The following is a 21,682-nucleotide window of genomic DNA, read 5'->3' as shown; positions in this document are numbered from 1 at the left end:
GAGGGCTCCTTGCGATGACGAGGAGCCCTTGTCGCCTTATTTCACATCCTTCAGCAGCGCGATATTCGCAGCGACTTCCTTCGCCACGAGGTCGTCCATTGCCTTCGGCTGCATCGGCACGGTCTCGACGCCAATCTTCTTCAGCGCCGCCTGCATCTCCGGCTTGGCCAGCACCTTGACGCCGGCATCATGCATCTTGTCGACGATCTCGCGCGACGTCTTGGAGGGCACGAACACGCCGATCCAGCTCTCGCTGACGCCGTCCTTCAGACCGACTTCGGTCATCGACGGCACGTCGGGCAGTTCATTGCTGCGCTTGTCGGTGGAGACGACCAGTGCACGCACCTGCCCTTCGCGGATCAGCGGCAAAGCGGTCGCCGCCGGGCAGAAGTAGAAATCGATACGGCCACCAAGAATATCGGCGATCACTTCGGGCCCACCGCGATACGGCACGTGGGTCGCTTCGAAATTGGCAGCGAGGCGGAATTTCTCGGCACTGATATGCACGGCGCTACCGACGCCAACCGAACCGAAATTGATCTGCGATCCCTTGGCTTTCGCATCCTTGAGGAAATCGTCTACGGTCTTCCAGGGCCGCTCCTTCGGAATGATCATGATTTGCGGGCTGGAGCCGATCATGATGACTGACGACAGGTCTTTCGACGTGTCATAGGGCAGGTTCGGAAAGATCGCCGGCGTGATCGCCAGCGCCGAGGAATGCGCCAGGATGCTGTAGCCATCCGGCTCCGCCTTGGCCACCGCGTTGGTGCCGATCGAGCCGCCGCCGCCAACCCGGTTCTCGACCACGATCGTCTGACCGAGCTCGGGCCCGAGACGCTCGAAGAATATCCGCGGCACCACGTCGGTAGCGCTACCGGGGCCGAACGGGATGGTGGCCTTGATCAACCGGGTCGGCCAGTTGCTTTCGGCCTGCGCCGCGACAGACGACAGCAGCACACCGGCGAAAACACACGACCACCGCATAAACTTATTCATTACTTGCTCCAATAATACCATCCACAGGGAATGGCGGCCCAATGATCGGGCCAATCGGCGACAACGAAGCAAATTTCGGACCGTTTGAAGCCTAAAACAACGCCCGAACGCGCGGTGATCCACTCCAGATAAAGGACAATGCCGGCCTCACCCGTGCTGGCAAGGCCGGCAGTCTGCCTACTTGGCCGCGACCTCGCTTTTGAGCAGTACCTTGTTGTCGGCGATCTCCTTGACGAGCAAAGCATCCATCTCGGATGACTTCATCGGCATCGGCTCGACGCCGATCTTCTTCAGCGAAGCCTGCATGTCAGCCGTGTTCAGCACCTTGGTGCCGGTCACATAAAGCTTCTCGACGATCTCCGGCGGCGTCTTGGCTGGCACGAACACACCGAACCAGATCGAGCTGTCGGCATCCTTGAGACCGGCGTCGATCGGTGTCGGCACATCCGGCAGATCGCGAACGCGGGTCGGCGTCGACACCACCAGCGCACGGACCTGGCCCTCGCGGATCAGCGGCAGTGCCGTAGCCAGCGGACAGAAGTAGAAATCGATGCGGCCGCCGATGATATCGGTGATGACTTCGGAGCCGCCGCGATACGGGATATGCGTGGCCTCGAAGCCGGCGGCGGCGCGGAATTTTCTCCGAACTGATATGCACGGCACTGCCGACGCCCACCGAGCCGTAATTGATCACCGTGCCCTTGGTCTTTGCGGCGGTCAGGAAATCCTGAATCGTTTTCCATGGCCGTTCGTTGGGCACGATCATCACATTAGCCGCATAGCCAATCATCAGCACCGAGGACAGATCCCTAGTGGTGTCGTAGTTGAGGTTGGGGAAGATCGCGGGCGCAATGGAGATGGCGTTGGTCTGCGACAGCAAGGTGTAGCCATCCGGATCGCTCTTCGCGACCGCGCCCGTGCCCACCGAGCCGCCCGCACCCACGCGATTTTCAATCACGATCGGCTGTCCGAGCTCCGTGCTCAATCTTTCGAAGAAGAGGCGCGGGACCACGTCACCCGCACTGCCGGCACCGAACGGATTGACCGCCTTGATCGGCTTCGTCGGCCAGTTGGTGTCGGCCAGCGCAGCGCCGGACATCAACCCAGCGGCCAATACGCACGACAATCGCCAGGACTTGTTCATCGCTCGCTCCAGTTGCGCCATTCAAAGGAATGGCAGCTCATAGAATAAAGCAAAAGCAAGAACCGGACCGGCGCGGGCCTAGAACGAGGTCCCGGCCCGCGGCTTTTTCTCCGGCACTTCCGGCTCGGTCGGTACCGGGCCGATGCGCAGCGCGGTGATGCGGTTGCGCTCACGGCGCAGCACGCGGAAGCGGAAGTTGTAGAAGGTGAAGCTCTGCCCGCGCTCGGGGATGGAACGCGCTTCGTGAATGACGAGACCGGCTACCGTGGTCGCTTCATCATCCGGCAGATGCCAGTCCATGGCGCGATTGAGGTCGCGGATCGGCACCGAACCATCGACCACCACCGAGCCATCGGCCTGCGCGCGCACGCCGGCCACGACCACGTCGTGTTCATCCGCGATGTCGCCGACGATTTCTTCCAGCACGTCTTCCAGCGTCACCATGCCTTCAACTTCGCCATATTCGTCGACCACGAGCGCAAAGTGAGTCTTGCGGCGGCGGAAGGCTTTCAACTGATCCGACAGCGGGCGCATTTCCGGAACGAACCACGGCGGCAGCGCGATCGAGGCCACGTCGATCTTTGCGGTATCGCCATCGACGGCGCGGATCGCGCGCAAGAGATCCTTGGCGTGCAGCACGCCGATGATGTTTTCCGGCTTCTCGCGCCAGAGTGGAATGCGGGTGTATTCGGTGGCCAGCACTTCACGCACCAGCTCTTCGGACGGCAGGTCCGCATTCAGCGTCACCATCGCCGTGCGATGGACCATGACATCGGACACCGCGAGATCGCCGAAGCGAAACACGTTCTGGATATACTCAGCCTCGCCTGACGCGATGCCGCCGTGTTCGGCAGACTCACCGACAAGACCTTCGATCTCGACACCGGTGAGGATCTCATGCGGTGATGCTTCCTGCACGCCGAGCAGCGCCAGCGTGCCGCGTGACGCCGCGTTGAGCAGCCAGTTCAGCGGATAAAACAGGATGTAGGAGGCGTAGAGCGGATAGGCGATCCATTGCGACACCGGCTCCGGCTGGCGGATCGCCAGCGTCTTCGGTACCTGCTCGCCGATCACGATATGCAGCGAGGAGAAGACGAGGAAGCCGGTGAGGAACGAGGTGAAGTGCAGCGCGGATTCCGAGAGACCGAGCGGATCGAGCACCGGTTTCAGCAGTGCGGCCACCGTGGGCTCACCAACCCAGCCGAGTCCCAGCGATGCCATGGTGATGCCGAGCTGGCAGCAGGCCAGATAGGCTTCGATATTGCCCATCATGTTCTGCAGCAGACGCGCGCCGAAGCGGTTTTGCTCGACCATGCTCTTGACGCGGAAGCCGCGGCTTTTAACCAGCGCAAACTCCGCCGCCACGTAAAACGCGTTGGCAGCGAGCAGGAAGATCGCGATCAGCAGATTGACGGTAATCGAATTCATGAAAGTCCTGCGACGGCGCTGGCTTTGGTGGTTCCCAAACCGGACACGGTCAGTTCTATCCCGTCAGCTTCTGATGCAGAAACGCGCGAACCGTCGCGGGATCCACATCGTTCGCGATGACGGCCCGGCCGACGGCTTCCAGCAAAATAAAAGTGAGCTTGCCGCGCTTCACCTTCTTGTCCTGCGCCATCAGTGCCATCAGCGTATCCGCGTCCGCGAGGCCTTCCTGCGCGAAGCCGGCGATGTCCTGCAGCTTCGTGGGCAGACCCACATCGGCGAGATGATGCTGCACGCGGCTCGCATCGCTCTCAGCGACCATGCCGAGCTGCGCCGACAGTTGCGCAGCCAGCACCATGCCGACCGACACGCCCTCGCCATGGAACAGCCGATCCGAGAAACCGGTCACCGCTTCCAGTGCGTGGCCGAAGGTATGGCCGAGATTGAGCAGTGCGCGCTCGCCGTTCTCGCGCTCGTCGCGCGACACGACGCCGGCCTTGGCGCGGCACGAGGTGGCGATGGCGTGTTCACGCCCTGCGCCACCGCGCATGATGTCGGCGTGATTGGCTTCCAGCCATGTGAAGAACGCGGCGTCCCCGAGCACGCCATATTTGGCGACTTCCGCATAGCCGGCGCGGAACTGCCGGGGCGACAGCGTATCGAGGACCGCCGTGTCGGCCACAACAAGCACCGGCTGATGGAACGCGCCGAGCAGGTTCTTACCCTGCGGTGAGTTAATGCCGGTCTTGCCGCCGACGGAGGAATCGACCTGCGCCAGCAGCGACGTCGGCACCTGCACGAAATCGACGCCGCGGCGGATGATCGCTGCGGCAAAGCCCGCGAGATCGCCAACCACGCCGCCACCCAGCGCAATGACGAGATCGTTGCGCTCGATCTTCGCCGCGATCAGCGCTTCGGAGACCTTCTCAAGCCCGGCATAGCTCTTCGAGCTCTCACCTTCCTCGACGATGATGTGCGACGTGGGAATACCGGCTTCCGCCAGCGAGGCTTCCGTGGCAGCGAGCCAATGCTTGGCAACGGTCCTGTCGGTCACGATCGCCGTGCGCACGCCCGGTCGCAGCTTCGCAATGCGCGCGCCGAGCGACGGCAGCACGTTACGGCCGATCACGATGTCATAGGCGCGCTCAGCCAGCGCGACGTCCACGACGATAGGGTCGGAATGCTTCAAGGGCGCGGTCATAGTTGTGAACTCAAGGGATCGCCTGTCGGTTCGGAAATGGCGGAAGCTGCGTGTGGGCGGAACAGATGCTCATGCAGCGCGATGATGCCTTCCTCGACGATCTTCTCATGCGGCACGTCACGCGAGTCGATCGTGATATCGGTCTGCTCATAGAACGGATGGCGCGCCTCGATCAGCCGCGCAATGGTCGCGGCGGGATCGGCGGTCTTCAACAGCGGACGGTTTTCCCGGCGCCGGATTCGGCGCAGGATCACGTCGGCATCAGCTTTCAGCCACAGCGAGATCGCCTTGTCGCGGATGCGCTGGCGGGTCTCCTCGCGCAGGAAGGCACCGCCGCCGGTCGCCAGCAGGATCGGTCCGCTGTCCAGCAGCCGGGCGATCACCCGCGCCTCGCCGTCGCGGAAATGCGGCTCACCATGGACCTCGAAAATGTCCGGGATCGACATCCCGGCCGCCGCCTCGATCTCATTGTCGGCATCGACGAAGGGCAGCCGCAGCCGCGTTGCCATGCGCCGGCCGATGGTCGATTTGCCCGCGCCCATCATGCCCACCAGCACGACCGAGCGCTTTCCCAGCGCCGCCACGATGGCGGCCTCCTGGAGTGCGCTGGCAATGGCCGGCAAGATGGTCTCGGACATCAAAAACACCTGCAAAATCAGTGAGCGACAAGGGATCACAGAGGTTTGCCGCATTCTGGTCACCTATACTACCCCCAGCGCCAGCGTTGCCAGCACCTCTTGCAGTCTGTATCCGGACAAGGTGACCGCCTCAGGCGGAACGAATCGCCCCATTTCGCCGCCGAGTTCCCTGATCATGCCCAGCCTGTTCCGCTTTTTGACGGTCGTCGCGGTGATCGTCGGCGTGGTCTATGGCGTCATCTTCGCGCTTGCCAATTTCGTCAACCCGAAGCCGCGGGACATGACGGTCACCATCCAGCCGGACAAATTTCTCAAGAAATAGCCGCTAGGGTCGCCCCATGAGCACCCGTCCTGCCTCCGATTCGAAACTTTCCGGCCTGTTCCTCGACATGCTCGCCGCCGAACAGGGCGCTGGCGTGAATACTCTGGACGCCTATCGCCGCGACCTCGAAGATTTCTCCGAATTCGCCACCGGAGCGAAATCCAGCTTCATGGCAGCCGACACCCAGTTGCTGCGCGACTACCTGGAAGACCTCGACGAGCGCGGCTTTAAATCGACCACCGTTGCGCGGCGGCTGTCCGCCATACGGCATCTGTTTCGCTTTCTGCTCAGCGAAAAAATCCGCAGCGACGATCCAGCAGCCATCCTGTCCGGCCCCAAGCGTGGCCGCAGTCTGCCCAAGGTGCTGTCGATCGCCGATGTCGACCGTATGCTGGTGCAGGCGCGCACGCAGGCGCAAAACGCGGAGGCTTCGGCGCAGCAGCGGTTGCGCGATGCCCGACTCTACTGCCTGCTCGAAGTACTTTACGCCACCGGGCTTCGTGTCTCCGAGCTGGTGTCGCTACCGCTCACCGCAGCGCGGCGCGATGCCCGCATGATCGTGGTGCGCGGCAAGGGCAACAAGGAGCGGCTGGTGCCGCTCAACGAAACTGCCAAACAGGCGATGGCCGAATATCTCGCCGCGATGACCGAGTTGCAGAAGGCTCAACCAAAAAAGAGTGCAGCCTCGAAATGGCTGTTTCCGTCTTTTGGCGAGAGCGGCCACCTCACCCGACAGCATTTCGCGCGCGACCTGAAAGAACTTGCGGCGGCATCCGGCATTGCGCAGCGGCTGGTGTCGCCGCACGTGCTGCGCCACGCCTTCGCCAGCCATCTGCTGCATAACGGCGCCGATCTTCGCATCGTGCAGACTCTGCTCGGTCATACCGATATTTCGACGACGCAGATCTACACCCATGTGGTGGAAGAGCGGCTCAAGAGCCTGGTCCGAGACCTGCATCCGCTCGCGGAAAAATAGCGCTCAGCGCGAGTGCGGCTCGGCCTCGCCAAGATGATCCGTCTCATCGTCACGCCGCATCCCGGAGGTCGGCACCAGTACTGGCTGCAGCGCCGGAATCAGCCGCGTGCGTTCGCGCTTGGCGGGGATCGCCCGATAGACCTGTTTGGTCGCTTCGACGATATGCACGCCGGCGAACGGCATCGACAACGCCGCGCCAATCCGCTCCCACGCCATCGCCGAGCGCAGAAACCAGCCCATCCCGACCGGCGGCATGAACAGCGCCTCGCTCCACGCTGTCGGCGTAAACCAGGTCTGTCGCAGCAACTGCGTGATCTGCGAGCGCGAATAGGGGCGGCCGTGACCGAACGGCGTCGAGTCGGTGCGGGTCCAGACGCCCCGGCGATTCGGAATCACTGCCATCAACCGGCCGGACGGCGCAAGCACGCGCCAGACCTCGCGGAGCAAACCTTCGGGATCGTCGGACATTTCCAGGGCGTGCACCAGGATGATGCGATCGACGGCGGCATCCGGCAGCGGCAGCGAGAATTCGTCGACCAGTGTGGCCAGCGCGGGCTTTGCCGTCGGCCATTTCAGCACCCCCTGCGCCGCCGGCATGAAGGCGATGCAGCGTTCGGAATTCTCCCGGAAAAGGCCGAGATACGGTGTTGGGTACCCCAGACCGAGCACGCGCTGGCCTTCGGCATCCGGCCAATGCGCCTGAATACCGCGATTGATCAGCCGCCGCGCCACGATACCGAGGCGGCGCGAATAGAAATCCCGGAGATCGATCACATCGATGGTCATGATGACTTTCTAACACGTTGCGGCGACCCACGATCCCCCGAATCGCGCATTGCCGGGGCAGCGTTAACGCCAGATATCCAGACCATCGCGGGCGGTGAGTTGCACCAATTGACAAGGCCGGCCCGGCTGCGGCCTAGTCGGAGAAACAGGTGCCGCGACGTCGTTGCAGGAGAGACAAAAATGCTGTCACGCCGAGGTCAAACAATCACAAGGGCGGCGGCGACGGCCGCGGGTCTGGCCGTGGCAGCACTCGCGCCATTCTCCGCCGAGGCCAATCCGGCGACGGTCGATTACATCTGCACCCCTGCGCTGCCGGGCGGCGACAAGATCTCCGTCGATTACAATTCAGGCGGCACGTCGATCACCCTGTTCTATCCCAATGGCGAAACGCTCCGCATGCCGATCCAGAGATCCGGCTCGGGCTTCCGCTACGGCGAAGGCAATGTCGGGATTGCCGGCAAGGGCCAGACCACCATCACGCTGCAGATTGCCGGCCAGCCCGCGCGCCAATGTGTGACACCGCGCTGACCGTCATGCATCGCCCATATTCATCCCCATCAATTTGCCGCACGTACGTGCGAGCGCATCACGACGTGATCCAACGGAGTTACCATGGCTGCTGAAATTCGCGTCTTCCCCTGCCTGTCCGACAATTTCGGCTACCTGATCCACGATCCGCAGAGCCTGAAGACTGCCGCGATCGACGCGCCGGAAGCCGGCCCCATCATGAAGGTGCTGCAACGCGAAGGCTGGAAGCTCACGGATATTCTGGTGACGCATCACCATGCGGACCATGTCGGCGGCATCGCCGAGCTGAAGAAAACTTATGGCTGCAAGGTCACAGCGCCGCACGATCAGGGCACGGCAATTCCTGAAGTCGACGTCCGCGTCGCCGAAGGCGATACCGTGCAGGTCGGCGCGCTCACCGCACGGGTGTTCGAGACCCCCGGCCATACGCTCGATCATATCTGCTACGTGTTCGACAGCGAGCTGGCGCTGTTCTCGGCCGACACGCTGTTTTCCGGCGGCTGCGGACGGGTGTTCGAAGGCACCTACCCGATGATGTGGCAGTCGCTGAAGAAGCTGCGCACACTGCCCGACGACTACCGGGTCTACTGCGGCCACGAATACACCGCGACCAACATGAAGTTCTGCCTCGGCATCGACGCCAACAACGAAGCGCTGAAGAATCGCGCCGACGAAGTGGCGCAGCTGCGCGCCGTCGGCAAGCCAACCATCCCGGTGCTGCTCGGGCTTGAGAAGAAGACCAACGTCTTCCTGCGCGCCGACGATCCGGCCATCGCCGCCGCCGTCCGCCTCAAGGGATTCAGCGAGGACGACGTGTTCGGCGAACTCCGTGAACGCAAGAACAAGTCCTGATGACAGGCAAGACGCCAACTGCAGCCGAGATCATCGCGACGCTCGGCCTGCAGCCGCATCCCGAAGGCGGCCACTACCGCGAGACGTTTCGCGACAGTCGCGTAGATGCCGGCGGGCGGGCGGCCTCAACGGCGATCTACTTCCTGCTAGCGCGTGGCGAGCGCTCGCACTGGCATCGCATCGATGCTGTCGAGATCTGGCACTATCATGCGGGCGCTCCGCTCACGCTGGAAATCGCCAACGACGCCGGCCAGCGCATGATCACGCTCGGGCCGGACGTCGCCGCTGGACAAGAGCCGCAAGGCATTGTCCCACCGCATGCCTGGCAGGCCGCCTCTACCACTGGCGACTGGACACTGGTCGGCTGCACCGTGGCGCCGGGTTTCGATTTCGCGACGTTTGAGTTGGCCCCGAAGGGCTGGAAACCCGACTAGCTCGGCTTCCAAATCACATCCTTCGCTGCGATGCGGCGTCATTCGTAAAGCGATGTACGGCGAAGGCCAGAAACGCGGCGGTGGCGCATGTCGCACATCCTTCGAGACGCCCGCAAGGGCGGGCTCCTCAGGATGAGGTTCGAGCTTCGAGGCCCGTTACGCGTGATATTGCCCGCCATTGATGGTCATGGTCGAGCCAGTGAAGAAGCCGGACTCGTCTGCAGCTAGGAACACCACCGCGCGTGCAATTTCCTCGGGCTCGCCGAGGCGATTGACTGGGATCTGCGGCAAAATGCTCTTCTCAAGCACGGCGAGCGGCACGGCCTGCACCATCTCGGTGTTAATGTAGCCAGGACAGATCACGTTGACGGTGATACCGAGCTTGGCATTCTCGAGAGCCAATGCCTTGGTGAAGCCGATGTCGCCGGCCTTGGCGGCAGAATAGTTGACCTGGCCGAATTGGCCCTTCTGCCCGTTGATCGATGAAATGTTGATGACACGGCCGAACTTACGTTCGCGCATACCCTCGATCACCTGACGGGTCATGTTGAATAGCGAACCGAGATTGGTGTTAACCACCTTGTTCCACTGTTCCGGCGTCATCTTGTGGAAGGCGCCATCCATGGTGATACCGGCATTGTTGACCAGCACTTCCACCGGTCCCAGATCGGCCTCGACTTTTTTCACGCCGGCGGCGCATTCATCGAACGAACCGACATCCCACTTGTAGGTGCCGATACCCGTCTCGCTTTTGAATTTCTCGGCGGCGGCATCATTGCCGGCATAGCTTGCCGCGACGCTGTATCCCGCAATTTTCAAAGCCTTGCTGATCGCAGCGCCAATCCCTCGTGTTCCACCGGTCACCAATGCTACGCGCGCCATGATCGATCCCTCCACAAATCTCTTTTGTAGTTATAGCTACGAATTAATCCGGCGATACGATGAACATCAAGCAGAATTGGACCATCAAGCGAAAATGCCCGACGCAAAGCGCCGGGCATTTTGTTGTAGCAGTGTGTGCAGTGCACACGCGAGCTGATGTTTTCAGCACGCAGCGCGTAAGGATTAGTCGCGTGCAATGCACATCGCGATGCCCATGCCGCCGCCGATGCACAGCGTGGCAAGGCCTTTCTTCGCGTCGCGCTTTTCCATCTCGTGCAACAGCGTGACGAGAACACGCGCACCAGATGCACCCACCGGATGACCGATCGCGATCGCGCCACCGTTGACGTTAACCTTCGACGTATCCCAGCCGAGGTCCTTGTTCACGGCGCAAGCCTGCGCAGCAAAAGCTTCATTGGCTTCGATCAGGTCGAGATCGTTGATGGTCCAGCCAGCCTTCTTCAGCGCGGCGCGCGATGCCGGGATCGGGCCAGTGCCCATGATCTTCGGATCAACGCCGGCCTGGCCCCACGACACGATGCGGGCCAGCGGCTTGAGGCCTTCCTTGGCGGCCTGCTTGGCGGTCATCAGCACCACGGCGGCGGCGCCGTCATTGATGCCCGATGCCGAGCCGGCGGTGACGGTACCATCCTTCTCGAAGGCCGGACGCAGCTTGGCCATGGCTTCGATCGTGGCGCCGTGGCGCGGATATTCGTCGCTGTCGACCACGGTGTCGCCCTTGCGGCCCTTGATGGTGACCGGAACGATCTCGTCCTTGAACTTGCCGGCCTTCTGCGCAGCTTCCGCTTTCTGCTGCGATGCAACAGCGAACTCGTCCTGCTGCTGGCGCGTGATCTGGTACTGCTTTGCCACGTTCTCGGCGGTGTTACCCATGTGATAGCCGTTGAAGGCATCCCACAAACCGTCCTTGATCATGGTGTCGACGAATTCCACCGGTCCCATTTTCACGCCGCCGCGCAGATATTGCGCATGCGGGGCCATGCTCATGGATTCCTGACCGCCGGCAACGACGATTTCCGAATCACCATTGAGCAGCGCCTGATAGCCGAGCGCGACCGTGCGCAGGCCGGAGCCGCACAGCATGTTGACGCCCCAGGCCGAAGTTTCCACCGGCAGGCCGGCAGCAATCGAGGCCTGACGCGCGGGGTTCTGGCCCTGCGCAGCAGTGAGGATCTGTCCCATGATGACTTCGGAGACGCGGGCCGGATCGATCTTGCCGCGCTCAAGCGCCGCCTTGATGGCAATGGCGCCGAGATCATGCGCCGGCATGGTGGCGAAAGCGCCGTTGAAGCTGCCGACGGGTGTGCGGGCAGCGCTGACGATGACGACATCGTCTGACATGGACATCTCCTGTGTTGAGGTTTTTTCGACGGTCAGAGCCAGGATGGCGGGGGCCGCGTTGCAAACTATCCTGTTAACTGAGGGGTGCCCTGTCAATTGGCCCGACGCCAAATTACGGCCGCAACGCACGCAAAATGGCACGGATGTCGCTTTGCATAGCACAAGACTGCTGCCATTTTAACCGTGACGCACAAAACGGTAGCCGAGCCCCTTTGAAAGTGCTTACTTTATTGCATTGCGTTGTTCGACAACCTTATGGCGCGCTGCCGTAAGGTTCCCTGTCCTCGGTCCGTATGTGTGAGCCCCCATGGCGAAATCAGATCAACCCACGACAATCAAAAAATATGCGAACCGCCGGCTTTATAATACCGGAACAAGCACTTACGTGACGCTTGAAGATCTCGCTGCGATGGTAAAGGACGGCGAGGATTTTCTCGTCTATGACGCCAAGACCGGCGACGATATTACCCGCTCGGTGCTGGCCCAGATCATCTTCGAACAGGAAAACAAGGCTGGCCAGAATCTGCTGCCGACCACTTTCCTACGCCAGCTGATCCGCTTCTATGGCGACAGCATGCAGATGGTGGTGCCGAAGTATCTTGAGCAGTCCATCGACAGCCTGACGCGCGAGCAGGAGAAATTCCGCAAGCAGATGACGAACACGTTCAGCATGACGCCGTTCGCGCCGCTTGAGGAAACCGTTCGTCGCAACATGGAATTGTTTCAGCAGACCTTCGCGATGTTCAAGCCGTTCGTGCCGCCGCGCGGCGGCGCTGCGGCGGCGGAGCCGGAAAAGGCGCCGGAGCCGACCGCTGAGCCTGCCGACACCATGGATGACCTGCGTCGCCAGATGAAGGAAATGCAGGAACGCCTCGAGCGCATGTCGCACGAGCCGAAGCCGGAATAATTCGCGGCTTACTTATCGGAAATCGGAATGACGCCGGCCGTAACAACACCTACGGTCGGCGTTTCCATTTGATGAGCGCAACATCGCCATGGCGAAGCAACCCATCCCACTGACTCTCGACCGGCTCGACACCCCGATCGGCATCGCGCTGCTGGCGACGAACCACGGTGGCGCACTCTGCGCACTCGACTGGATCGATTACGAAGAGCGCTTGCTGACTTTGCTGCGTCGTTACTATGGGACGGTCGAACTGATCGAGAACTCGGCACCATCCGAAATCCGCACCGCACTCTCACGCTATTTCGACGGCGACCTCAACCAACTCGATGGCATCACCTGCCACATCCCCGGCACGCCGTTTCAGAACCGTATCTGGACGGCACTGCGAAAAATCCCTGCAGGCAGCACACTCAGCTACGGCACGCTGGCGGCGCAACTCGGCGTGCCCAATGCGATGCGCGCCGTCGGTCATGCCAATGGTGCAAATCCCCTGAGTGTCGTCGTGCCCTGCCATCGCCTGATCGGCGCCAACGGTTCGCTCACCGGCTATGGCGGCGGCATCGCCCGCAAGCGCTGGCTGCTGGAGCATGAAGGCGTTGCAGTGAAGTAGATTCTCTCAGCCGTCATTGCGAGCTAAGCGAAGCAATCCAGTCTTTCTTCGCCTGCGCCTTTCTGGATTGCCGCGTCGCGTCGCTTCGCTTCTCGCAATGACGTGGAGAGGTCAAAGCGGCAAATGCACTTACGCCGCTGGCTTCTCCGCCGCATCGCCATTCGCCAGCAAATGGATCAGCGCGCGCTCGATCGCCGCTCATGGCGATAGTTTAGGGCGCTATTTTCAGATCAACCACTTCAGCCGACGCAACAGACGCGTCGTCGATTTCGGCGACGGACAGCATCTCCACTTCGTCTCGACCATAGCGTCTGATGGTCACCCGATCGCCATTGGTAAAGCTGACATAGATATTATCGCCAATCACTACGGGGCGTGAGAAGCCCCGTCCAGGTGCAGTAATCAAGCGTTCGGCGCCGGTTTTGAGGTCCGCGACCACCAAATCGTAGCGATAGGCACCAATGTCGGTCCTCGTCCTCAGGAATGCCACCAGCGAAGCATCGGCCGAAGCGCTTGGACGGGTAGCGATGCCGGATGCTTCGAAGGATGGCGATAGCGTCGTGGAAGGCACGCTGAGGAAGCCTTTCACCGCATCGAAGGGGAGTTGAAAAATACTGCTCTGGCGGTTCGAACTGGGATCCTGTTTTGGAATGATCGGCTTTTGCGACGGTGAGCCCAGCGCAGAAAAGTACAGCGATGCACCACCCAGACTAAGGGAGTGCAGCTCGTACAACTGAAAGTCAGTCAGTTGGCGCGCGCCGACTGCTGGATCAAACATCCAGATATCGTTGCGGTTCAGTCTTAAGCGGCCATCGTAGGCTTTAAAGTACGGACTCGAAACGTAGAGAAATCGACCGTTGGAAATTTCAAATGCAGAGTGAATCGAACCGCTGCTCTTGACGATGCTGCGGCAGGAAAACGTATCCGTCGCACATGACACCAATTCGTAGCCCTGCTGTTCGCCTAATGGAACACGGGAGAATAATAACCGTGCCCCGTCCGACGACAGATAGGCCGATGACAAATGCGCGCGTTCGCTGCGAAGTCTAATTTTCCGTCCGCTTTGAAAATCAATCAGAAGCAGCTGCAAATTGTCGTCCGCACCGCTTTTCACGAGTAACGCAGCATTCTTGACAGATGCGGCGAGGTAAAAGCCCCTGTCCCTGCGACCGAGATCATCCGAGCTGCTGTTCGAACTCGCCCAACGCTGGAGACTAAATACGGCCACGCCGCCAACAAAGAGTATGCCGACAACTGCCGGCCACCAGAACAATTTGCGGAGTGGTTTGGGCAACACCAACCTCGAGCTTCAGTTTGCTTTTTGCAGCGCGGAACACGTCGTAGCAAAGCATTGCTGACAGATTGTCGGCTGTTTACTTCAAACTGTATCGATCACCCTCCCACCGCGTGCCCCCTACGCCGCCGGCTTCTCCGCGAGATCGCCGTTTGCCAGCAGATGGATCAACGCGCGCTTGATCGCAGCCTGACGCGTCGGGGCATTGATCTGCGCGCCGAGCAAATCGGTGACATAGAACACGTCGCGCGCGCGCTCGCCGAAGGTCGCCACATGCGCCGAAGCAATATTGAGGTTGAGCTTCGAGATCGCCGTGGTCAGTTGATACAGCAGACCCGGCCGGTCGAGCCCCGAGACCTCGATCACCGTATAGCGATCTGACCACTGGTTGTTGACGATGACTTCCGGCTCTACCGTGAAGGCCCTGATCTTGCCTTTGGTCGAGGCGCGCTTGGCCACGGTTTCCGGCAGCCGCACCTTGCCTTCGAGCACGTCCTCGATCATGTCGCCGATCTCGTGTGGCACGGCGGCCTTCGTCGTCATCGCGATCGTATTCCCGGGAGATCGCGATGGTGTCGAGTGCGCGACCGTCGGTTGTCGTGTAGATCTGCGCGTCGACGATATTGGCGCCGGCTGCGGCGCATGCGCCGGCGATAATCGACAGCAGCCAGGGATGGTCGACGGCCAGAATCGTGAGCTCGGTGACGCCGCGGGCTTCATCGAATCCGACATTGATCGCGAGCTTGTGCCCGGCCTCTTCCGATGCGCGCAGGAAACGCGCATGGCGAATCTTGCGGTCGAGCTCGACCTTGAGCCAGTAGGCCGGATAGTGCCGCAGAATATAGGCGTTGAGATCCTGCTCGGGCCACTCGGTGAAGGCACGGCGGAATTCGGCCTGCGCCGATGCTATGCGCTGTGCGCGATTGACCTCGGAGAAACCACCGGTCAGCACCGGCTCGGTTTCGTAATACAGCGTCCGGATCAGCTGCGCCTTCCAGCCGTTCCAGACGCCGGGACCGACGCCGCGGATATCGGCGGTGGTGAGAATCGTCAGCAGCTTCATCTGCTCAACGGACTGCACGACGGCGGCGAAATTCTCGATGGTCTTGCTATCCGACAGGTCGCGCGACTGCGCAACCGTGGACATGGTGAGATGTTCCTCGATCAGCCATGCGACGAGGTCCGTGTCCGCAGCGTTGAATCCGAGCCGCGGGCATAGCCGCCGCGCCACCTTGGCGCCGGCGATGGAGTGATCCTCCGGACGCCCCTTGGCGATGTCATGCAGCAACACCGTGATATAGATCACCGCCCGATGTTCCGGGCGGATCTTGCGCATCAGATCGCTGGCAACAACGAACTCGTCGTTGCCGCCGCGCTCGATCTCCTGAAGGATGCCGACACACCGCAGCAGATGCTCATCCACCGTATAGTGATGATACATGTTGAACTGCATCATCGACACGATGCGGCCGAAGGCACGAATGAAATGACCGAGTACGCCGGTCTCGTTCATCCGCCGCAACACGATCTCGGCATTGTCCGAGGTCAGTATCTCCATAAACAGCGCGTTGGCTTCGGCGTTCTCGCGGATCTCGGGCGTGATCAGCCGGAGCGAGCGCGTCGCGGTCCGCATCGCATCGGGATGGAAGGCCAGATTGTGCTTCTGTGCCAGTCGGAAGAACCGGATCAGGTTGATCGGGTCTTCCTTGAACACGTCAGGCGCAGCAAGGTTGATGCGGTTGTTGTCGATGATGAACGCATCGCTGTCCGGCAGCCGGCGGCGATGCATCTCGGGCCGCAGCTTGGCCATCATGCGCGTCAGCGCTGGCGCCGGCTTGGCCTGCTGGTCTTCGAGCTTGGCGCACAGGATCGCGGTGAGATCGCCGACTTCCTTGGCAATCAGGAAGTAGTGCTTCATGAAGCGCTCGACGTCCTGCATACCGGGATGCGAGGTATAGCCGAGGCGGACCGCAATCTCGCGCTGCAGGTCAAAAGACAGCCGCTCTTCCGGCCGTTTGGTCAGGAAGTGGATATTGCAGCGGACCGACCACAGGAAGTCTTCGCAACGCTTGAAGGTGCGGTATTCCTGCGGATCGAACACGCCCCGCGCCACCAGCTCCTTGCTGTCGCGCACGCGATAAACGTATTTAGCTATCCAGAACACGGTGTGCAGATCGCGCAGGCCGCCCTTGCCATCCTTGACGTTGGGTTCGACCAGATAGCGCGACTGGCCGCCGCGGCGATGGCGCTCCTCGCGTTCGGCGAGCTTGGCGGTGACGAATTCGGCGGCGGTGCCCTGCACGACTTCGGCGTCGAAGCGCGTGACGAGTTCGTCGTACAGAGCCTGATCGCCGGTGAGGAAGCGCGTCTCCAGAATCGCGGTGCGGATCGTCATGTCACCGCGCGCCTGGCGGATCGATTCATCCACCGAACGCGTAGCGTGGCCGACCTTCAGGCCCATGTCCCACAGGCAATACAGAATGACTTCGGCGACCTGTTCGCCCCAGGCGGTCTGCTTGTAGGGCAGGATGAACAGCAGATCGATGTCGGATTCCGGCGCCATCAGCCCACGGCCATAGCCGCCGGTAGAGACCACCGCCATGCGTTCGGCACCGGACGGGATTGGCGAATGATACAGATGCTTCGTCGCCGCGGCGAACAGCATGCGGATGATCTCATCCTGCACGTGGCAGAGCTGCTCGGCACAGCGTCGGCCGTGGCGGTCCTTTAACAGGACGGCCTCGGCGGCTTCACTGGCCTTGAGCAGTTCCGCCTTCAGCAGCTTGGCGACCGCGGCGCGAAACAAATCGTTCTTGCCGCGATGCTGCGCTGCAAGCGCATCGATCTCGGCGGTAATCCGCGTCGTGTCGAAGTCGGTTTCGGTTGTCGGTCTGTCTTGTGTAGCAACGCTGTCCATGAACAACCCGGATATCGGACGGCGCAAGCGCTGTCACGGTGATTGTAGCCCCACAGCTAGTCCATGCTGCCTTTTGCGCAATCCGGGCAACAACGTTCTCGCGGCGGTGTCCTTGGCGCATCATATCTTCTCGTTGACGAAACACCATAACTAATTGAAATTAAAGCACGTTTTCGCACACAGAGCGACCCCGGCATGGTGCCATGACGCCCGCAGGATGTAAGTCGCCTTCGAACCTCACGTTTCGACAGTCCATCAGGGAGAGACCAGAATGTTCACGATGTCACGGCGCGCTGTCGCCGGTCTGATTGCTGCGGCTGCACTGCTGCCCGGAGCTACCTTCGCCGCCGAGCCGCTCAAGGAAATCCGGCTCGATTGGGCGACCTACAATCCGGTCTCCATCATCCTCAAGCAGAATGGCCTGCTGGAGAAGGAATTCGCCAAGGACGGCGTGAAGATCACCTGGGTACAGTCGGCCGGCTCCAACAAGGCGCTCGAATTCCTCAATGCGGGGTCCATCGATTTCGGCTCGACCGCGGGCTCCGCCGCGCTGGTGGCAAAAATCAACGGCAACCCGATCAAGTCGGTCTATGTCTATTCGCGTCCGGAATGGACGGCGCTGGTCACCGGCAAGGACTCCAAGATCGCCTCCGTCGCCGATCTCAAGGGCAAGCGGGTCGCGGTGACCCGCGGCACCGATCCCCACATTTTCCTGGTCCGCGCTTTGCTCGGCGCCGGCCTGACCGACAAGGACATCACGCCAGTTCTGCTGCAGCATGCCGACGGCAAGGCCGCGCTGATCCGCGGCGACGTCGATGCATGGGCCGGACTCGATCCGATGATGGCGCAGGCCGAGGTTGAGGACGGCGCCAAGCTGTTCTTCCGCAAGCCCGACGCCAACACCTGGGGCATCCTCAATGTGCGCGAGCAATTCCTGAAAGATTATCCGGATGCCGCCCGCCGTGTGCTCGCCGTCTATGAGGACGCCCGCAAATATTCGCTGGAGAATTATCCCGAGCTGAAGAAGGCCTTTATCGGCGTCACCAAGCTGCCCGACGCCGTCGTCGACAAGCAGCTCAAGGAACGCACCGAGCTGACCCACAGCCGCATCGGCGCACCGCAGCGCGAGTCCATCCTCGCCGCAGGCTTGGCATTGCAGCAGGCCGGTGTGATCGACGCCAAAGTTGATGTGAAGGCAACGGTCGACGCTTTGATCGACGATCAAGTTCCACTGCCGAAGAGCTAAGCCTCTCGCACCTGCGAAGCCATCCTTCACCCTCCCTGCAAAGGGAGGGTGAAGCTTTTGACCACCTTGCAAACCAAATCGAGACGCGCTTCAGCTATGGCCATGACGCTCGACACGACCGCATCCGACGTCGCGGAGATCAATGAAAAATCCGCATCCAACAGGCGCTGGCAGCGTTTCGCGCGGCCGGCGCTGGGCATCGTACTGCCGCTGACACTCGCGCTGGCATGGGAGCTAGCAGTTTGGTCCGGCTGGTCGAATGGCCGACTCGTGCCGCCGCCATCGCGCGTCTTTGCCACCATCATGGAGCTCGCCCGAAGCGGCGAACTCTGGCGCCATATCACTACGACGCTGTCGCGCGTTGCCGCCGGCTTCGGGCTTGGCGTCGTCGCCGGAACGCTGCTCGGCGCGATCTCCGGCTATTGGGGCATCGCACGACGGTTGCTCGATCCCACCGTTCAGGCGCTGCGCGCCATTCCATCGATCGCCTGGGTGCCGCTGTTCATCCTGTGGCTCGGCATTTTCGAAACCTCGAAGGTCGCGTTGATTGCCGTGGGCGTGTTCTTTCCCGTTTATCTCGGCGTGATGGGCGCGATCCTCTCGGTCGATCGCAAGATCGTCGAGGTCGGCCGCACCTTCCGCCTCTCCGGCCCCGCCATGATCCGCCGCATCCTGCTGCCCGCAGTGCTGCCGGCCTATGTTGTTGCACTCCGCGTCGGCCTCGGGCTCGGCTGGATGTTCGTCGTCGCCGCCGAATTCATGGGCGCTTCCGAAGGGCTCGGCTATCTCCTGATCGACGGCCAGCAGCTTGGCAAGCCGGCGCAGATCCTCGCCGCGATCACCATCTTCGCATTGCTCGGCAAGACCACCGACTGGCTGATCGAATTGATCACGACGCCACTGCTGCGCTGGCAGGATGCGTTCCGTCCGGGCGGAGAGAGCTGATGCTCGCCCTAGACAAGGTCGGCAAGACCTATCCCAACGGCGTCCATGCGATCGAGCGCTTCACCGCGCAAATCCCGCAGGGCGAGATCGTTGCCATCATCGGCGGCTCCGGCTGCGGAAAATCGACGCTGCTGCGCGCCGTCGCCGGTCTCGACCGTGCCTCGACCGGCAGCATCCGCATCGACAATATCGATATCCGCGCGCCGCACGAGAAAATCGGCATCATCTTCCAGGAGCCGCGGCTGCTGCCGTGGCTGAGCGTCGCCGACAATATCGGCTTCGGCCTGTCCGACCTTCCCGTCGCCACACGGCGCGAGAAAGTCGCGCAGGCCCTGGCGCGCGTCGGCCTGTCCGATAAAGCCAAGGCATGGCCGCGCGAATTGTCCGGCGGTCAGGCGCAGCGCGTCGCCATTGCCCGTGCATTGGTGCCGCAGCCGGAAGTACTCCTGCTCGACGAACCGTTCTCAGCGCTCGACGCCTTCACGCGCCGCGATCTGCAGGATCATCTCCTCGATCTCTGGGCCGATACACGGCCGACGCTGATCCTTGTCACCCATGACGTCGACGAAGCTGTCGTGCTGGCCGATCGCGTGCTGGTGATGCGTCCGCGGCCCGGCCGGCTGTTCGCCGAGATCGATGTCGGCCTCGCCCGTCCCCGCGACCGTGCCTCACCGCTGTTCGACGCCGTGAAGCGCCGCGTGCTCAACGCACTGGATCGATCGCTGGATCGCGACGTGCCCGATAGCGCGCCCGCCGAGACCGTCGGCGCGTGGTGGTGACAACAGCACCGCGAGCTAATAAAAGCTGCAACTAACAAAATCTCAGGGAGAGATATCATGGACGCCACCGCGCTTCGCGCCACCCAGGCCCCCATCAAAGAGCTCTACAAGACCGATCCAAAGGCTGCCTTCATCACGCTCAAAGCCAAGGGCTCGATCGACAGTGACGGCATCGCCTGCAAGGTCGAGACAGGCCGGCAAATCGCCGCTGCCGGTCTGCACCCTGCAACTGGCGGCTCCGGACTTGAACTGTGTTCGGGCGACATGCTGTTGGAAGCATTGGTGGCCTGCGCCGGCGTCACACTGAAATCAGTGGCCACCGCGGTCGAAATTCCCTTGAAGTCCGGCAATGTGACAGCCGAGGGCGATCTCGATTTCCGCGGCACGCTCGGCGTCGACAAGGAAGCCCCGGTCGGCTTCGCCGAAATCCGCCTGCGCTTCGACGTCGACACCGACGCGCCGCAGGACAAGCTCGATCTGCTGCTGAAGCTGACCGAGCGTTATTGCGTGGTCTACCAGACCATCAAACATGGCCCGAAGGTTTCGGTGTCCCTCAACAGAGTGTAAGCAGGCCGGACGATCCACCAAGAAAGAGGAGGCCAAGCACCTCCTCTCGTCAGGCTGCCATGTCCCCCGAACTTGCCTTCCTCCTGACGCTCACTCTGCGCATGGCGATCACCGCCGCCTTTGTGATCACCGCCTCCATCATTACCGAACGATCCGGCCCGGTGATCGGCGCATTGGTAGCGACGCTGCCGATCTCGGCAGGACCTTCCTACGTTTTTCTCGCGCTCGATCACGACGCCGCCTTCATCGCGCAGGGCGCGCTGGCCAGCCTGCCGATCAATGGCGCGACGATGTTTCTCGGGCTGACTTACGTGCTGCTGGCACAACGCTACAACGTGATCGTCAGCCTCGGCGCCGCCGTGCTGGTGTGGTTCACCCTCGCCCTCCTGGTGCGGCAATTCGAATGGACTTTGCTTGGCGGTATCGCCGCCAATGTCGTGGCCTTCGGCATCTGCCTGCCGCTGATGGCGCGGTTTCGCCATGCGAAGATGCCGCTCATCACAAGACGCTGGTACGACATCCCGCTACGCGCCGCACTCGTCGCGACACTGGTCGCCACGGTGGTGACGCTGTCCTCGACCATCGGCCCTACCGGCAGCGGCATCCTCGCGCTCTATCCCGTGGTGTTCACCAGCCTGATGCTGATTCTGCATCCGCGGATCGGCGGCCCGCCCACCGCCGCGGTGATCGCCAATGGCGGCTGGGGCCTCATGGGCTTCGGCATCGCCGTCGCGGTCATGCACCTCACGGCACTACGCTTCGGCTCGGTGATCGCGCTGAGCATGGCGCTCGCCACCTGCGTGGTATGGAATCTCGGGTTGTGGACGCTGGGACGCAGGAAGATCCGCGCGGTCTAGCAAGCGGGTCGGAA

General features: G+C 61.8%; 21 protein-coding genes and 2 pseudogenes. 12 read left to right on the top strand and 11 right to left on the bottom strand.

The window, feature by feature from the left end:
* Nucleotides 1-36 precede the first annotated feature (36 nt).
* The 6 genes and pseudogenes from RSO67_RS21630 to RSO67_RS21605 form a co-directional block, all read right to left on the bottom strand.
* Nucleotides 37-996, bottom strand: a complete 960-nt coding sequence (locus tag RSO67_RS21630) for a tripartite tricarboxylate transporter substrate binding protein (RefSeq protein WP_315840512.1) — start codon at nucleotides 994-996, stop codon at nucleotides 37-39.
* 177 nt (nucleotides 997-1,173) lie between these two features.
* Nucleotides 1,174-1,659: a Bug family tripartite tricarboxylate transporter substrate binding protein gene (locus RSO67_RS21625; protein WP_315840511.1), complete on the bottom strand. Its 486-nt coding sequence runs from the start codon at nucleotides 1,657-1,659 to the stop codon at nucleotides 1,174-1,176.
* Between the two features lie 37 nt (nucleotides 1,660-1,696).
* Nucleotides 1,697-2,095: pseudogene (locus tag RSO67_RS21620) on the bottom strand (Bug family tripartite tricarboxylate transporter substrate binding protein); the annotation flags it as partial.
* Nucleotides 2,096-2,218: 123 nt separating this feature from the next.
* Nucleotides 2,219-3,568 carry a hemolysin family protein gene (locus tag RSO67_RS21615; protein ID WP_068732985.1) on the bottom strand — a complete coding sequence of 450 codons (1,350 nt, stop codon included), beginning with the start codon at nucleotides 3,566-3,568 and terminating at the stop codon, nucleotides 2,219-2,221.
* Nucleotides 3,569-3,623: 55 nt separating this feature from the next.
* The gene (aroB, locus tag RSO67_RS21610) at nucleotides 3,624-4,766 is read right to left on the bottom strand and encodes a 3-dehydroquinate synthase (protein WP_315840510.1); all 1,143 of its coding nucleotides are present in this window, start codon (nucleotides 4,764-4,766) and stop codon (nucleotides 3,624-3,626) included.
* Complete coding sequence (locus RSO67_RS21605) at nucleotides 4,763-5,404, bottom strand: shikimate kinase (protein ID WP_315840509.1); 642 nt, start codon at nucleotides 5,402-5,404, stop codon at nucleotides 4,763-4,765. The genes aroB and RSO67_RS21605 overlap by 4 nt, the downstream gene beginning before the upstream one ends.
* Nucleotides 5,405-5,579: 175 nt before the next feature.
* Here RSO67_RS21605 and RSO67_RS21600 point away from each other — a divergent pair, with 175 nt between their 5' ends.
* Together RSO67_RS21600 and xerD are read left to right on the top strand one after the other, a co-directional pair.
* On the top strand, nucleotides 5,580-5,726 hold the full coding sequence (locus RSO67_RS21600; RefSeq protein ID WP_089262632.1) for a histidine kinase: 147 nt from the start codon (nucleotides 5,580-5,582) through the stop codon (nucleotides 5,724-5,726).
* A 16-nt stretch (nucleotides 5,727-5,742) separates the two neighbouring features.
* Nucleotides 5,743-6,702: a site-specific tyrosine recombinase XerD gene (gene xerD, locus RSO67_RS21595; protein ID WP_315840508.1), complete on the top strand. Its 960-nt coding sequence runs from the start codon at nucleotides 5,743-5,745 to the stop codon at nucleotides 6,700-6,702.
* Between the two features lie 3 nt (nucleotides 6,703-6,705).
* On the opposite strand, the gene RSO67_RS21590 is transcribed toward xerD, so the two are convergent.
* Nucleotides 6,706-7,488 (bottom strand): class I SAM-dependent methyltransferase, encoded by a 783-nt coding sequence (locus RSO67_RS21590; RefSeq protein ID WP_089262642.1) that lies wholly within the window; start codon nucleotides 7,486-7,488, stop codon nucleotides 6,706-6,708.
* Nucleotides 7,489-7,668: 180 nt separating this feature from the next.
* On the opposite strand from RSO67_RS21590, the gene RSO67_RS21585 reads away from it, so the two are divergent.
* The 3 genes from RSO67_RS21585 to RSO67_RS21575 all read left to right on the top strand — a co-directional run bounded on the left by RSO67_RS21585 (nucleotide 7,669) and on the right by RSO67_RS21575 (nucleotide 9,302).
* Nucleotides 7,669-8,016 carry an MliC family protein gene (locus tag RSO67_RS21585; RefSeq protein WP_315840507.1) on the top strand — a complete coding sequence of 116 codons (348 nt, stop codon included), beginning with the start codon at nucleotides 7,669-7,671 and terminating at the stop codon, nucleotides 8,014-8,016.
* Nucleotides 8,017-8,100: 84 nt separating this feature from the next.
* Nucleotides 8,101-8,868 carry a hydroxyacylglutathione hydrolase gene (gene gloB, locus RSO67_RS21580; protein WP_315840506.1) on the top strand — a complete coding sequence of 256 codons (768 nt, stop codon included), beginning with the start codon at nucleotides 8,101-8,103 and terminating at the stop codon, nucleotides 8,866-8,868.
* Nucleotides 8,868-9,302 (top strand): cupin domain-containing protein, encoded by a 435-nt coding sequence (locus RSO67_RS21575; protein ID WP_315840505.1) that lies wholly within the window; start codon nucleotides 8,868-8,870, stop codon nucleotides 9,300-9,302. Before gloB ends, RSO67_RS21575 begins: the two co-directional genes overlap by 1 nt.
* A 156-nt stretch (nucleotides 9,303-9,458) precedes the next feature.
* On the opposite strand, the gene phbB is transcribed toward RSO67_RS21575, so the two are convergent.
* Complete coding sequence (gene phbB, locus RSO67_RS21570) at nucleotides 9,459-10,184, bottom strand: acetoacetyl-CoA reductase (RefSeq protein ID WP_068732968.1); 726 nt, start codon at nucleotides 10,182-10,184, stop codon at nucleotides 9,459-9,461.
* A 183-nt stretch (nucleotides 10,185-10,367) separates the two neighbouring features.
* Nucleotides 10,368-11,546 carry an acetyl-CoA C-acetyltransferase gene (locus RSO67_RS21565; protein ID WP_068732966.1) on the bottom strand — a complete coding sequence of 393 codons (1,179 nt, stop codon included), beginning with the start codon at nucleotides 11,544-11,546 and terminating at the stop codon, nucleotides 10,368-10,370.
* 307 nt (nucleotides 11,547-11,853) lie between these two features.
* On the opposite strand from RSO67_RS21565, the gene phaR reads away from it, so the two are divergent.
* Nucleotides 11,854-12,453 carry a polyhydroxyalkanoate synthesis repressor PhaR gene (gene phaR, locus RSO67_RS21560; RefSeq protein WP_315840504.1) on the top strand — a complete coding sequence of 200 codons (600 nt, stop codon included), beginning with the start codon at nucleotides 11,854-11,856 and terminating at the stop codon, nucleotides 12,451-12,453.
* Between the two features lie 88 nt (nucleotides 12,454-12,541).
* A complete protein-coding gene (locus RSO67_RS21555; RefSeq protein ID WP_315840503.1) occupies nucleotides 12,542-13,063 on the top strand; it encodes a methylated-DNA--[protein]-cysteine S-methyltransferase in 522 nt (173 codons plus the stop codon).
* A 211-nt stretch (nucleotides 13,064-13,274) separates the two neighbouring features.
* On the opposite strand, the gene RSO67_RS21550 is transcribed toward RSO67_RS21555, so the two are convergent.
* Entirely contained in the window at nucleotides 13,275-14,357 is a 1,083-nt protein-coding gene (locus RSO67_RS21550; protein WP_315840502.1) for a hypothetical protein, read from the bottom strand.
* A gap of 120 nt (nucleotides 14,358-14,477) precedes the next feature.
* Nucleotides 14,478-17,274: pseudogene (locus RSO67_RS21545) on the bottom strand ([protein-PII] uridylyltransferase).
* A 271-nt stretch (nucleotides 17,275-17,545) separates the two neighbouring features.
* Here RSO67_RS21545 and RSO67_RS21540 point away from each other — a divergent pair.
* From RSO67_RS21540 to RSO67_RS21520, 5 genes are all read left to right on the top strand, one after another.
* Nucleotides 17,546-18,520, top strand: a complete 975-nt coding sequence (locus RSO67_RS21540; RefSeq protein WP_120288308.1) for an aliphatic sulfonate ABC transporter substrate-binding protein — start codon at nucleotides 17,546-17,548, stop codon at nucleotides 18,518-18,520.
* 96 nt (nucleotides 18,521-18,616) lie between these two features.
* Nucleotides 18,617-19,465 carry an ABC transporter permease gene (locus RSO67_RS21535; protein WP_315840501.1) on the top strand — a complete coding sequence of 283 codons (849 nt, stop codon included), beginning with the start codon at nucleotides 18,617-18,619 and terminating at the stop codon, nucleotides 19,463-19,465.
* Nucleotides 19,465-20,244 carry an ABC transporter ATP-binding protein gene (locus tag RSO67_RS21530; RefSeq protein WP_315840500.1) on the top strand — a complete coding sequence of 260 codons (780 nt, stop codon included), beginning with the start codon at nucleotides 19,465-19,467 and terminating at the stop codon, nucleotides 20,242-20,244. The genes RSO67_RS21535 and RSO67_RS21530 overlap by 1 nt, the downstream gene beginning before the upstream one ends.
* Nucleotides 20,245-20,301: 57 nt before the next feature.
* Nucleotides 20,302-20,811, top strand: a complete 510-nt coding sequence (locus tag RSO67_RS21525; protein WP_315840499.1) for an OsmC family protein — start codon at nucleotides 20,302-20,304, stop codon at nucleotides 20,809-20,811.
* Between the two features lie 59 nt (nucleotides 20,812-20,870).
* Entirely contained in the window at nucleotides 20,871-21,668 is a 798-nt protein-coding gene (locus tag RSO67_RS21520) for a hypothetical protein (protein WP_315840498.1), read from the top strand.
* The last annotated feature ends 14 nt before the right edge of the window (nucleotides 21,669-21,682 follow it).

The organism is Tardiphaga sp. 709 (assembly GCF_032401055.1).
Classification (GTDB): Bacteria; Pseudomonadota; Alphaproteobacteria; order Rhizobiales; family Xanthobacteraceae; genus Tardiphaga.
This window is presented reverse-complemented; position numbering and strand designations above follow the sequence as displayed.